This window comes from Tissierella praeacuta (assembly GCF_040396155.1).
In the GTDB taxonomy this organism is placed as follows: domain Bacteria; phylum Bacillota; class Clostridia; order Tissierellales; family Tissierellaceae; genus Tissierella; species Tissierella praeacuta_A.
On sequence record NZ_JBEBOY010000018.1, the window covers coordinates 14,079 to 28,271 of the forward strand.

The 14,193-nt window shown below is 36.1% G+C and carries 13 protein-coding genes and 1 pseudogene; all 14 read right to left on the reverse strand.

What is annotated here, in order from left to right; genetic code table 11:
- Positions 1-5: 5 nt before the first annotated feature.
- Complete coding sequence (locus ABWP20_RS10215) at positions 6-1,763, reverse strand: C40 family peptidase (RefSeq protein ID WP_353095700.1); 1,758 nt, start codon at positions 1,761-1,763, stop codon at positions 6-8.
- Positions 1,764-1,773: 10 nt separating this feature from the next.
- A pseudogene (locus ABWP20_RS10220) lies at positions 1,774-2,691 on the reverse strand (VirB4-like conjugal transfer ATPase, CD1110 family); the annotation flags it as partial.
- 93 nt (positions 2,692-2,784) lie between these two features.
- Positions 2,785-4,560: a group II intron reverse transcriptase/maturase gene (ltrA, locus tag ABWP20_RS10225; RefSeq protein WP_353095701.1), complete on the reverse strand. Its 1,776-nt coding sequence runs from the start codon at positions 4,558-4,560 to the stop codon at positions 2,785-2,787.
- 770 nt (positions 4,561-5,330) lie between these two features.
- The gene (locus ABWP20_RS10230; RefSeq protein ID WP_503012532.1) at positions 5,331-6,830 is read right to left on the reverse strand and encodes a VirB4-like conjugal transfer ATPase, CD1110 family; all 1,500 of its coding nucleotides are present in this window, start codon (positions 6,828-6,830) and stop codon (positions 5,331-5,333) included.
- Complete coding sequence (locus tag ABWP20_RS10235) at positions 6,769-7,182, reverse strand: PrgI family protein (protein WP_353095702.1); 414 nt, start codon at positions 7,180-7,182, stop codon at positions 6,769-6,771. Before ABWP20_RS10235 ends, ABWP20_RS10230 begins: the two co-directional genes overlap by 62 nt.
- A gap of 29 nt (positions 7,183-7,211) precedes the next feature.
- Positions 7,212-8,081, reverse strand: coding sequence for a VirB6/TrbL-like conjugal transfer protein, CD1112 family (locus ABWP20_RS10240; RefSeq protein WP_353095703.1), 870 nt, complete (start codon positions 8,079-8,081; stop codon positions 7,212-7,214).
- 11 nt (positions 8,082-8,092) lie between these two features.
- Positions 8,093-8,308, reverse strand: coding sequence for a Maff2 family mobile element protein (locus tag ABWP20_RS10245; RefSeq protein ID WP_057994831.1), 216 nt, complete (start codon positions 8,306-8,308; stop codon positions 8,093-8,095).
- A gap of 45 nt (positions 8,309-8,353) precedes the next feature.
- Positions 8,354-10,129, reverse strand: coding sequence for a VirD4-like conjugal transfer protein, CD1115 family (locus ABWP20_RS10250; RefSeq protein WP_353095704.1), 1,776 nt, complete (start codon positions 10,127-10,129; stop codon positions 8,354-8,356).
- Positions 10,126-10,602, reverse strand: a complete 477-nt coding sequence (locus ABWP20_RS10255) for a PcfB family protein (protein WP_353095705.1) — start codon at positions 10,600-10,602, stop codon at positions 10,126-10,128. Before ABWP20_RS10255 ends, ABWP20_RS10250 begins: the two co-directional genes overlap by 4 nt.
- 75 nt (positions 10,603-10,677) lie before the next feature.
- Positions 10,678-11,622, reverse strand: a complete 945-nt coding sequence (locus ABWP20_RS10260; protein ID WP_353095706.1) for a DUF6017 domain-containing protein — start codon at positions 11,620-11,622, stop codon at positions 10,678-10,680.
- 31 nt (positions 11,623-11,653) lie between these two features.
- Entirely contained in the window at positions 11,654-12,580 is a 927-nt protein-coding gene (locus ABWP20_RS10265) for a ParB/RepB/Spo0J family partition protein (RefSeq protein ID WP_353095707.1), read from the reverse strand.
- Positions 12,537-13,358 (reverse strand): ParA family protein, encoded by an 822-nt coding sequence (locus ABWP20_RS10270; protein ID WP_353095708.1) that lies wholly within the window; start codon positions 13,356-13,358, stop codon positions 12,537-12,539. The genes ABWP20_RS10265 and ABWP20_RS10270 overlap by 44 nt, the downstream gene beginning before the upstream one ends.
- Positions 13,359-13,493: 135 nt before the next feature.
- On the reverse strand, positions 13,494-13,670 hold the full coding sequence (locus ABWP20_RS10275) for a hypothetical protein (RefSeq protein WP_342293232.1): 177 nt from the start codon (positions 13,668-13,670) through the stop codon (positions 13,494-13,496).
- Between the two features lie 123 nt (positions 13,671-13,793).
- Positions 13,794-14,192, reverse strand: coding sequence for a hypothetical protein (locus ABWP20_RS10280; protein WP_353095709.1), 399 nt, complete (start codon positions 14,190-14,192; stop codon positions 13,794-13,796).
- Position 14,193 lies beyond the last annotated feature (1 nt).

Genomic DNA, 14,193 nt, shown 5'->3' on the forward strand with positions numbered 1-14,193 from the left:
CCTCCTTAATTTAATCTCCCATAAGCATAGAAATGCTCTGTCCAGTAAGGGCTATTAACTGAGGCATACTGGATAGGATTGCCACAATGGATCATCATGCCGTTTCCTACATATATACCAACATGGGATACTGCACCACTACTTGCATAAGTGCCTGTAAAGAAGATAATATCTCCCGGTCTTGATTCGCTTGGTGGAATTTTTGCACATTCATTAAAAATACCTTGTGCCGTTGTCCTGCCAATGTTATAAACCCCTGATTCTCTTAGTACCCAACATACAAATCCTGAACAATCAAAGCTGGTAGAGGGAGAACTTCCACCCCATACATAAGGGTATCCCAAATACTTTTCAGCCTCTTTAATAAGGGTAGCAAAGTCAGGGTCAGTTAGTGCATCTGGTGGTATATCATAGTCCGTATATTCCCCCTTATTAGGAGCATAAATATTTCCTGCAAATAAATAGGGCTTATTGCCCTGTGTTTCCATATAGACCCCAAACATTTCATATTGCTCTGTGGTTAAATTGTTTGAGGCAATAAAACTAATATCCTTATTCTTCAGCGTAATATGAAGAATATAATAATCATAAGGAACTTCTACTGTATAGGTATCACTATAGGTATTGCCATCACTATCTGTCCATGTATCAGTCCTTGTTTCCGTTCGATAACGCACCTGTATTTCCTCATGGGTAGTCAAGGTGTATTGCTCGTCAAACAAGGCTTTTAACTCTGACTCTACTTCAGATCTAGTATAAACCTGTAGCTTTGCCGTTAGATATGAGGCAAGGGTAAAAGGATTATGCCCTATCTCATCTAAATGGTATTGGTATTCATCATAGTCTGGATATTCACTTTCTATATTATCAATTTTACCTTGTAGTTCTTTTTCAAGTTCTGCATAATCTTCTTCTACAGCAATAATATCCTCATCTTCTGATGTATAGGAAGTACCTACAACACTTTGAAGCCCACCCTCCAAGATAATGGAACAGGATGAAATTACACTCATTAAAAATAAAAGTGCTGCCCCAATTCCAAGAATAATTAGGATGGCTTTATAGTTTTTAACAGCAAGCTTTGTTATTTTCTCTGTTGTATCTGCTAGCTTTCCCACTGCTTTTTTAGTGTTTTTAACTGTTTGTTGGGTTTTCTTTACTCCCTTCCCATACCTCTTTGCAATATATTCCTTTTTAATTGCCTGTTTTTGTTGCCAACGGGAAATTGGATTGGTAGTAGGCTTTGGATTCTCTCCTAAACTTTTTTTATAAAGATAGTTTACCTCTGCCTTAACTGTCTTTTTTTCTGCCCTTGCAAGCTGTCTATAAGGTTTTAATTTATGACTGTGATAACCACTTCTTACCCTATTTACAACAAATTCTCCACCTTTTTCAGTTTTATGAGCCGCTTCTACTCCTACATTATCTTCTTCACCTTCCCTGATTTCCTTATGAATTTTAGCAAGGAGTTCTCTTTGTGGTATAGTCTTTAACTTATGAGAAAACTTAGAAGGTGGATTAGGTTTATCACTTTCTTCAAAATATAAACGCACCTTTGCTTTGCTTGTCTTAGCATCAACGGTGCGTTTGGTAACTAAACTTTTCTTTTTTGGAATTTTATCCTGTGCCTTTTCTAATTTATCCCCTGCCTTTTCCGCTTTCTTTAATGGGTTTTCAAGATTAGGATTAGCTCGTTCTTCTGTAAAGGTAAGTCTGGATACCTTGCCAGCAGGACGGAATGGTTTTTTACTTTTTTGGCTCATAAAGCACCCCCTATTCCCCTATAATTTCATTTGGTTTGGTAGTCATAATACCATATAGCTCTGTATCTTTTGGAAACTTATCAGTAAAGGGCAAAATCACATTTCCATAAAACAAAAGTCCTTCTCCCTCACCTGAATGAGTTACATAGGACAATTGATGGGGTGAAATATTAAGTTGTTTGGCAAGGATTTGTCTGTCTCCCGATGCCTGATTCAGCATATAGATAAAATCAGAGTTTTCAAAGATATTCTCTACCTCACGGGAGGATAAGAGGTCTTTTACATTTTGAGTAATACCCGTTGGAATACCTCCCCATTTTCTAAACCTTTTCCAAATTTCTACGCTATAGGCTGCTGTCTGTTCCTCCTTTAATAGTAAGTGGAACTCATCCATATAATACCTTGTTGAACGCTTTTCTGCACGGTTTACTGTTACCCTATTCCATACTTGGTCTTGCACCACCAACATACCTAGTTTTTTAAGCTGTTTCCCTAATTCCTTAATGTCAAAGCAAACAAGGCGATTGGTTATATCTACATTGGTACGATGATTAAATAGATTCAGGGAGCCTGTTACATAAATTTCAAGGGCAGCCCTTATATGCTGGGCTTCTTTTTCTTCTTGATTTTCAAGTGCATCATATAAATCCCCCAATATAGGCATTTTCTCAGGTACTGGGTCTGCTAAATAATCTGCATAAATTAATCGTACACACCTATCTATGATACTTTTCTCAACTGGTTTTAAACCATCCTTCCCCCCTACAATTAACTCACATAGAGATAAGATAAAGTCAGATTTTAAAGATAAAGGATTTTCATCTTCAGAATAATTAAGATTAATATCCATAGGATTTACATAGTCAGGGGAAGTAGGCGAAATCTTAATTACTTGCCCCTTTAGTCGGTTAACAAGGGGATAATACTGTATGGATAGGTAAGTCTTTGATATTATCTCCAACTTTTCCCCCCATTCACACCGTGCGTAATGCTTTCACATTACACGGCGTTCCATCAATATTTACTTATTTACACTAATTTCATTATTTCCAACTAAAATTCTTAGCTTGTTAAGACGCTGAAAATCAATAATGGTTTTTAGGTTAGCCTTTAATAATTGAGTTATAGTGTTACTATCCGTTGCATGTACAAGTCTATGCATATCCATTGTCAAGAAAACAAGATTTGAGTATTCATCTGTCCCACCTAAATATTTAGGCTTTTTATGATGTGTATGCATTAATCCTATTTCAAGACGGTTACCACTGATATAGCATTTGCCTCGTTGTGCAATATATAAAGATATTCTATTATCGTTGTATTCTATCGTTTCTCCCTTAACTGGGTTTAACATAAGATATTTCAGAATACTACTGTCTATTGTTTGCAGCCTCTTATGAATTTTTTCTCGTCCTTCCTTTGTGTAGTTACAGATATCTTGTGAAAAACACATAGGTGGTTTTGTTTTAACTGCTACAATAGGGTATAGAGCTATCCCTCGAATATAGGTAATCTTACCCTTGTAATCACCATAAAATTTAATAAAGGCTTTGCTTTTTGTACCATTTTTATTCCTTCTATCTTTAGTTCTGCATTTAAGGCTCTTTTTGACATCAAAGGTTATTCTATGAAAATCAAGGTTTACATTGGTCGCAATTTTATAATAATTATGCATTCCTAGTACAGTAGCATTATAGGCTTGTACATTTTCAATACTTGCAAGTTTACCAATGTCTTTTATTTTTCCTCTTAATTTATCTTTACATTTTTTAATAGACTTATCAGTCAAATAAGATTTAATAACGTATTTATTACCCTTTTTCCAAAGTTTCATTTTCATCCCTAAAAACTCTGAATAGTTCTTCTTTAGATTAACTATTTTAGATTTTTCAGGACTTATTTCCAATCCTAAGCGTTCTTTTAACCAATTTTGGGTAGCAATAAAAATTTTTTCAGCATCTGTTCTATTATTACAGCATAACTTAAAATCATCTGCATAACGAACTATATATATTTGCTTTAGTGTACCTTTACTACCTTTAATCTGATGATTAGCATATCTTTTCCTAATAGGATTTGTCTCCCATTGGGAAGATATCCACCAGTCCAGTTCATTTAGGACAATATTGGATAGTAATGGACTTAATATTCCCCCTTGTGGGACACCTTTATCAGGTATTCCTATTCCTTTTATTTCAGCCTTAAGCATTTTTGATACTATACAAAGCAGCCGCTTATCTCGAATCCCCAATGACCACATCTGTTTTAAAAGTTTTCCGTGATTTACATTATCGAAAAACCCTTTAATATCAATATCCACTACATATTGATAATTTTTAAGATTTGTCAAATATAATGCTCTTGCGATAGCATGGTGCGTCCCCCTATTGGGTCTAAATCCATAACTATGATTATGAAACTTTGCTTCGCAAATTGGCTCTAAGACTTGCTTTATACATTGTTGTATCAACCTATCTTCGATAGTAGGAATACCAAGATGTCTCTTTTTACCATTTTCTTTATCTATTTCTACCCTTCTTACAGAATGAGGGATAAAGTTTCCCATTCTTTGACGAGCATAATTTACAAGCTTTACTGGTTCATTCCCCCCAATATCAATAATTGAGTTTTTATTTGTACCGCTTGTTTTACTGCCTTTATTTTTCTTTATATTACGGTAGGCTAGTAAAATATTTTGTTCACTTGTAATAATGTCATATAACTTGTAAAAATTTTGGTTATTAATTGCTTTGGAATAAAGGTCATCAAAAAACAGTTTGAGTATTATAATATTCATTATTTCTGATTTTCTGTTTCTTTTTAAGCCTTTGAGTTTCTGTTGTCATAAGTCGGTTTCACTTCCTTTTGAAAGTAATAACCTCTATTAGTCATACTCGAACCTTATGCATATTTTGTTATGAAATTGTGTTTTACTGTAAATATTGACTTGTGGCTATCCCTCAACCGTTTATTATCACGGTTTCATTGGTACTGTGCCACTGCCTTCACTGAAACAAAAGCAAGTTATACATATTGGTTTTCCTTGCTACCACTTCATTGGGATTAAGCCCTCTGTGTTTTCAGCTTACCACGTTCCGATAATCTTATCTGTACATATACCCTTAGGTGCTTTCTATAAGCCTGTCTGCTTGATACTGCCTGTAACAGTATAAGGATTTTCATAAAGCACGAGTTTTACTCACCCTCACAGACCTTGCGTTTAGCAATTATAGTCTTTCAACTAATTCCCCGTATAGACCCGTACATTCGAAAGTTCGTCATTTAACCGTTTTTGCAGTTAAACATTCTCACCATAGGTATTTTATAGAACTCCAGCCTATCGTACACTCGACCACCTCTGGTTCGCAGTTCCTCGCCATTATACGTTAGGGTGTACTCTCAGCTGACTTCACCGAGCTTATGACACTTCATTACTTAATTAATAAAATGCCACTCGGAGTATTAAGCAGGCGTTTTGGGGCGTTACTCCCTCATTCCACCTATCAGATTATCAGTTCTCCAAGAACTAATTTAAGTTAAATTATCTCTTGTGCGTAACCTTTTCAGTTACGAACGTGTCGCACCCGCCTCCGGATCACAAATAATAATGTCATCGGTGGTAATCAAGAAGATATTGGTAATCTCCCTTTTTGCTGAGAAGGATTTACCACTTCCCGGTGTTCCTAATATTAAGCCGTTGGGGTTTTTTAGTTTCTTACGGTCTACCATAATTAAATTATTGGATAAGGCATTTAGTCCGTAGTATAAAGACTCACCACTGGATTGGAATAACTCCTGTGTAGTAAAAGGCACAAAGATTGCAGTAGCAGATGTAGTTAGACTTCTTTCTATCTCCACTTGATTTAGTCCAAGGGGAAGTGAAGATAAAAAGCCTTGTTCCTGCTGAAAGTCCAATCGTACTAATAGACAGTTATGTTTTTGGGCTATACCCGCTGCACCAAAGACAATATTTTCAAGTTCCTGTTTGGTATCGGCTGTATTCATAACAAGAAATGTTAAAAGAAACATTCTCTCATTACGGCTTTGTAAATCCTGTAATAATTTCTTTGCTTCTGCTCCATAGGTAGCAAGGTCTGAAGGAATAATATCCATATCATATCCAGCTCTTACTGCCTTCTTTTGTTCCTCTATTTTCATCTTATCAAGGTCAGTTATTTTTCTTTTAATGGTCTTAATAGCCTTTGTCTGGTCTACAGATTGAATGTGCATGGTCAGTAAAAGATTACTTTCCATATCAAGAAAATCTGCTAAAATACGGTCATTTAATTCAGGTGCAAGGATTTGTAGAAAGGACATAGCACCAAACTTATTACCTGTTTTAAAACTTCTCCCTTCCCTAAATTCAAAGGAAGATGGAGCAATAAAGTCTTTGGTAGATAAGCCTGATGGTGCAATCCATTTCCAATCAAAATTAAAGGGTACATTTCCATCCATGTGCAAGATATTGTGGCATAGCTTTAGTCTTTCCTTCCCTTCTATAGAGTCTACCACCACCCCCAATCTTTTAAATCCATTCCAAAGGTCATTTTCAATACGCTCTAAACGAGGTTTTGCTATCTTTATACTATCCGCTTCAATTCCAAAGGTTAGGTACTTACTTTTCATTAAACCATTATTCCCCTTGGCAAGTTGATTATGAAGCATCTGGGTATATTCAGTACGGATACTATCAAAGTCATCTTCCTGTGATTTAATATGAATACTACTTTCATAATCCTTTGTATTAGCCGTCATATTGAGAAAAGAAAGCTGAAATTTAATAGAGCTATCAAAATAATTAAGAAAATCACACCAACTTTCAAAGATTGCTGTCTTATCTTCATTTTGGGCAAGCTGGTAGTTTATATCTTGAAAGCGGATTGTTTTTGTATAAAGCTTATCCGTTACCCTGCAAATCCCATCAGGATACATACGCTCATAGGGGATGGTATCCTGTGCTGATTGTTCCTTTTTACTTTTCCCCCTCGCCCTTACTATTGCAGTATTAATTGCTCTTTTTTCTTCTTTTGTTAGCTTGGGACCATCTTGATTTTGCTTTTTTAACAATATACTTTACCTCCTCATCTAGCTGATTCTGCCTAATTAAAAGGCTATAGAAGTTCTTTGTTTTATAGGGTCTGTATTTAGGTCTTATAAAATGCACCTCAATATAATGCTTTAATATTAATTCCAGTGGTTGCCCATGCTTTTCATACATAGCAAACATAAAAAATGGCAACATAGAAAAAATCATTATAAGTGTGGCTGTACTTGTTCCAGTGCTGTCCTTTATAAGAAAAAAGATAGGTAAACCTACCACAAGGGCAATGGAAAAACAGATCAACTGCCTTTTAGTAAGGTTAAACATTACCTTGGTTTTTACAGTACTTAAATCTTTTGGTATAGGTACATATGCCATAAAATACTCCTTTCCATTTAAATTTTATTTTAATGTGAATTGAAAACACTCTTTGCTAGTGAACCTGTTTTAAATAGAGTAAAGCAAAGTAGAACTGTATAGCCTACGCAAGTCCATATTGCACTCATAATATCAGCATCTGTAGCAATGGATTGTACCAAGACTGCGTAAATCCCTACACATACCATAATGAGAAAGGCTTGAAAGCCAAGGGCAAACATGGATTTTAAATAGTTTTGCCCCATACTGCCCCACTCCCTATTTGCCATTGTAGAAAAGGGTATAGGTGCTAGGGATGTCATTAAATATATCTCTACCATTCGCCCGTAGATAACTACAAAAATACAGATAGTAAGGGCATTCATAGTAAATCCAACAAACATACTTTGTAGCCACAAGCCAAAGAGGGGTCCAAGTTCCATTGCCAAAAGCCGTGTTTCCATATCTGCTATGGCAGAACTTATATCTATATTAGTATCGCTTATAATGACACCTGCTGCACCTGAAACAACATGCTGGGATAAATCAAAGATTCCCATAATGATATTAAAGGTGTTGGTTATTATCATTACTGCCACAAAGGTTTTAAATATCCATTTGAAGAACATAAAGGTTTCAAAGTCATGCATATTATTCTTTTCTATGACCATTTGTATCAGTTCGTAGCACATGATAAAGGTCAAGATAATGCCGGCAATAGGAATAATCACTGTTTCGGAGAGGTTTTGTATCATGGAAAAGACACCGCCATTCCATACTGACGGTGTCATCCCTACTTCACCTGCGATTTCGCCAACCTTTTGATTGACGTTATCGAACATCCCCGACAAGTTATCCGTTATACCGCCTACTAATAGCTCCGTGAGCCACTGAGTAATACTGTCGATGATGCTTTGCATAATCTTTTACCTTAACCAAATAACCCTGAAAGAAGGGGTACAAGGGTCATGCCAATCAGTGCTACGCCACCGCCTGCCATAAGCTGTTTCATCCCTTGTGATTTTGCTCCTGGATTATCATTACCATAGCCTTCTAAAAGATTAATAACTCCCCAAATACCAAGTCCTGCACCAAGAGCAACTACCAATGTTTGTAATACATCTACTGCCGAATTAAAAAATGCCATAATCATTTCCTCCTAATTTATTTTATTTTGAATTAAAATAACCGCCTAGTCAGCGGTTTTATTTTCATCTTCAAGGTCTATTTCATAAACATTATAAACCTCGTTAGATTTTACTTTTAGCCTTGTGGATAGATACTTTTCAATATTAAAGGTGTTTCTTTTATCAAAATCCGATAAGTATTTGTAATTAGGATGCTTTGTGATGTCATACTTATCCGATAGAAATGGGCGAACACCCCTTAGCTGTAAAATGCACTTGCCTCCATCCATAACAGCAAGTTCATCCATACTCATAAGCTCCTTTCCCAGCTTTTGATAATTAAGCCCATAACTCCTTTGTGTCCCTCTGGTATCGGAAGTATTGAACATATCAATAGTTTCTTTTCCGAGGGTTTCTGATAAATCCTTGAGGGTGGTTTTTTCCTTACCTCCAAGGAAGATCATACTGTCACAGTTACCGATAATGGTATCCGCATTATCCTTATATAAAGCCTTTAATTGACTTTGTGCCTGTAATACAAGGCAGGCTGAAATCTCACGGCTACGAATGGTTGCCATAAGTTTCTCTAGTTTTGGAATCTGCCCAATATTAGCTGCTTCATCAATTAGACATCTTACATGAATAGGAAGCCTTCCACCATATACATCATCTGCCTTATCACAAAGCAAATTAAAAAGTTGGGTATATGCCATAGATACTAAAAAGTTAAAAGTATCATCTGTATCACTGATTATGATAAACAAGGCTGTTTTTCTATCTCCCAAGGTATCTAATTCCATTTCATCATAGGCAGTAATTTCCCTTAATTCTCTAATATCAAAAGGAGCCAGTCTTGCACCACAGGAGATAAGAATAGATTTTGCAGTTTTCCCTGCTGCTAATTTATATTTCTTATATTGTCTTACTGCAAAATGCTCTGGGTCTTTTTCCTCTAAGGCATCAAACATTAAATCTACTGGATTTTTAAAGTCCTCATCATCTTCTCTTACTTCTGAGGCATTGATAAATTCAATAAGTGTGGAAAAGTTTTGCTCATGCTCTGGAGCTTCAAAATAGATATAGCCAATAAGGGCTGTGTAAAGTAGGGTTTCTGCTTTGACCCAAAAATCATCACCTGCCTTGCCCTCACCTTTGGTATTGGCAATCAAAGTGGTAACCAGTTTTAAAATATCTTTTTCATTTTTGATATAGGCAAAGGGATTATAGTGCATGGATTTCTTAAAATTAATGGTGTTAAGAATCTTAATCTTATATCCCATACGCTGTAATAACTTCCCGCACTCCACCACAATACTGCCCTTTGGATCTGTAACCACATAGGAACTATGACACTGCATTAGATTTGGCTTTAGCCAAAATCTTGTCTTTCCTGAGCCAGAACCACCTACGATTAGTACATTTTTATTTCTTGCGTTCTTTGGATCTTTGGGACGATTAGACATCATAAGCCTTTCTGTTTCAGTTAGTATCACATTATTTTGGAATACGGGGTCTTGAAAAGGGCGAATATCCTCTCTATTACCCCAACGAGCAGAGCCGTATTCTATTCCTTTTCTATATTTCTTAGCATTCTTTCCCTTTAGATAAACTGTAAGGCGAATAATAAGAGCTATAGCTATACCAAATAGTAAATCTTTTGGGTTGAAACTTGGAAGTGGGTTATCAAACGCTAGCCTAAAACCATTCATTAGGTTTAGAATCTTTTGTCCCATATCATATCCAAAGGCAAGTCTCCATGCCTGTGATACCTTGGTAAAAAACAAGGCAAGAAATAGATAGGGGATATTTAGAATTAGTATTCTTTTTAGTCTTGTATTCATAGGCTTTGCTCCCTATCTTTACTTTTCACCCTATCTGTAACTGTATTTTTCACAAGCTGGGTAAACTTTTTAAGCTGTGAAAGTACGGAAGGTCTTTCTGCTCTTTTTACCATTTTAGCTGTAAAATCTGCAAATGCGGCAGTAATGGCATCTGCATCCCTTCCCTTGAAAAAGACCAGATATTTAGATGGCCTTACACTTTTATCTTTTTTAACAGCAAAATCCACACCGTATTTTCTTGCTGATCTTTCAAAGCTTTTAATGTTTTTATCTGTAATTTCAATATTAGTCATTCCTGCATTTTGCTTGGCAAGGTCTTTTATACTTTGCTTACCTTGAGGAATTTCAGGGTGATTTTTCTTATCCTTACGCCATGCTAAATATTTAAGAATAGCTGCCTTTAAACTTCTTGCTGTAAGCTTTGTACCGCTTATCACAAGTGCTACTGTTCTATTTTCTACTTCTTCCTGCATAGGAAGCTCCTCCCTTCTGTTTTTGACATAGAAAAAGACATTTTGTAATCCTCTTGTATCAGGTACAAAATGCCTTTAGGGGTTTCTGTTTAAATCATGATTTACCAATGCTGAGTAATAACTATCTATGGTTGATGGTGCATTAAACAAGGTAGCCAGTAAATACCGCCTGATGTTACGGATGTAAGTGGTGGTCTTATCAAGACATTCAAAGACATAGTCAATATGCAGACAATTTATCTTTAGTAGCTTTTCCTTTACAAGTTGTGATGGGTAATCATCTCCTGCAACATTTATTATGGCTTTTGTAGAACATAGAGTTTCTACCATTAGGTCTACGATTTCATCTAAACGCTCACGGTTATGGTTATTCTTGATATACTCATATTCAATATTTTTTAAAACCATTTCTTTTATTTCTGCTAGACCATCACATCCAATCTCATCGTATCTCATCTTTTTTTCTTGTGGTTCTTTATTTGATTGATAGGGATTTGATGGATAAGGATTTAATACCTCCGTATTTAATAAATCAGTATTTAGTGAATTAGTATTTAATATATTAGTACTTAATTGGTGGGGTTTTCCCAAGATAGGCTCAGCCTGTTTAGGTTTTTCCAAGATTGGATTTTCCAGTATTGGCTTCTCCTGCGCCGAGTTATCCAAGATAGGATTATCCAGTATTGGATTTTCCCCTTTAGGTGGAGTATCAATAATATCAAGACTTTGGGGCTGTTCAAAAATAGTATATTCTGTAGTAGTCAGTTGCCCTTTTTCATTCCTTAACCGCCTACGAATCACATAGCCATTAGTCTCCAATTCTTTTACTCCACTGTTAATACTATCTATGCCATCCTTACATATCATAGAAAGTCCCTTAGTCGTATAATCCCAGTTTTCTGGTAAAGAAAGCATAAGGGATAATAAGCCTTTTGCCTTTAGGGAAAGCTCTATATTTCTTAAATGATGGTTTGACATCACTGTATAGTCCCGTGTTTTTTCCACTCTAAAAACTGCCATCTCTATCACCTCTTTTCCTGCTTATATTTATCTATCTTTCTTGATCCCTTGTTCGTTTTTTGTGCCATCCTTCAAGGAGTTTTATAATGGTTTCCTCCATTTGTCTAGGTGTATATGATTTGGGAAAATACTTTTTTAGCTTATCTCCAGTGAGGGTTACCTTATCTAAATCCCCTTTCTTTTCCTCGCTCATTATGGCGCTCATGACTTCAAGGCTTAACTTCCCCTCATTACTAAATTTCTTTAATCTTTGTGCCTGTGAAAGTGAGGGAGTTGCCTGTTCCATATCCATAGCTTCAAGTAAATCAGCTTGCTCCTCACTTTTAAGGAAGGATATTTCTACAGCAGGATTGAAGGCTATTTTCTTTTCATCTACCATCGAAAGTATTTCAGGAATAAGATGGGTAAGACGGATGAAACGCTGTACCTGTCTGCCACTATCTCCACCTTCCTTACCTACAATATCTGCTGTTTCTAACTTTCCGACAACTTGTCGGGAAGTTAAATCATTCCTAGCACCCTGATTTTTTATAGCATCTAATTTCATTTTATAAGCAAAGGCTCTTTCACTTGGTAAGATATTTTCTCTTTGCAAGTTGCTGTCAACCATGATAATAATGGCGGCATCATCGTCAAGGTTACGGACTATGACAGGCATTATTTCTAATTCTGCAAGTTCGCAGGCTCTTTTTCTTCGGTGTCCTGCCACAAGTTCGTAACCACCTTCATCACGAGGTCTTGCAATGGCAGGAACTAGAACACCATATTGTTTAACACTTTCTGCTGTGTCAAACATAGCTTCATTATCGATTACCTTAAATGGGTGGTCTTTAAAGGGATGTAATTCTATTAAGGGGATTTCAATTATCTTTTCCCGGTTTTCATCAGCCCTACTTTCCTCTGTGGAAAATAAATCATCTACTGATGTCAGCTTTATGTTTTTGGCGGAGCTTTTCAATTTTCAACACCTCCTTGGTTAAATTTCCATACCCTTCAGCAACCTTTCCCTTTGGGTCATGGGCAAAAATACTTTTCCCCTCTGCACTGATTTCAGCGGCTTTTACAGAACGAGGTATATCTGCTTTAAATACTTTAATACTGCCTTCATAAGTTTCTCTTACCAAGCTGCTAATGTCCTTTGCAAAATTGGTACGCCCATCTACCATAGTCAATAAAATACCATCAATTTTTAGTTTAGGGTTTATCTGTCTACGTACCTTTCCAATGGTCTGTAAAAGCTGTTCCAATCCCTTTGCTGGTAGATAATCAGCCTGTACTGGAATGATTACACTATCAGATGCAGTAAGGGCATTAATCGTCAGCATACCTAAAGAGGGCATACAGTCTAAAAGTATATAATCATAATCCTTCTTTACCATATCAAGGCATTGTTTAAGTATTGTTTCCCTGCTCATAGCATTAACAAGGGATACTTCCATACCAGATAATTCAATGTTTGCAGGAAGTAAGTCTACCCTCTCATAATGTTGTAAGATGCCCTCTCTAGGCTCAATAGTTGTGTCTGTAATAACCTTTCCCATTACTGTTGCAATGGTTGTTGGAAGCTTATCCGGCTGTGGGAATCCTAAACTAATGGATAAACTACCTTGTGGATCTGCATCTACAAGCAAAACCTTTTTACCTTCCAAAGCCATCCCTATGCCTAAGTTGGCACAGGTGGTTGTTTTGCCCACACCACCTTTCTGATTGGCTATGGCAATTATCTTTGCATTCAAATTTGTTCCTCCCTTCATTTTGGGTACAAAAAAACCGCTTGCTTTATTTTTCAATAAAGAAAACGGCTTTTTCTATTTATACTTAATTTAATTTTACTTAGCATTACATGTATAAATATTGCTGAATATCTTGATTTAATCATCTATCAACATATCTACACACTCCATATCTAAAACTACTGATACTTCAATTTTATTTCTCAATTCCTTATTTCTAAAATCATCACCATCTTTAGTAAAAGTGACATACCTCGTAAAGTGTTGAAAATTAAGGATTTCTACGTATCTTTCCTTTGCATTCCTATTACGCACTCCACATGCCTTGAGGAGATAAAAAAGATGCCCTTTGAGCCTAGTGCCCCCTTAGCGTCTGGATATCTTTACGACATTCTTGCTTTATATTGGCTGTTATTCTTCAGTAATAGGTAAATGCTCTTATAATGCCTCTGTGTCTCCCTTATTCATGAGAACAAAGTGTGTAGCATAAGCTTCTTCTATATTAGGTTCTCCGTATTTACTAAAGTGCAGGGGTGTTTTTTTCCCTTTAACTCCCCATTGATAATATGCTGTCCAGGAAGCTTTTAATTGATTTTCTCCGGCATATGCCTTAAGCTCTTTCATAATTAATGACAGCTTACTCAAGTTGGTTTTACATACCTTTTCCAGGTAAGGTATCCGATGAAATCTCCAGTTCTCATAATCTTGATATGATAATACTCCCAGCTTCATCAGCAAATCCACAGGCGAAATATAATTTCTTTCTTTTAGTATATCACCTGCAGATGACCATACCTTACGTTTCAGTTCAATATTGTTCATATATGTACCGCTCAAT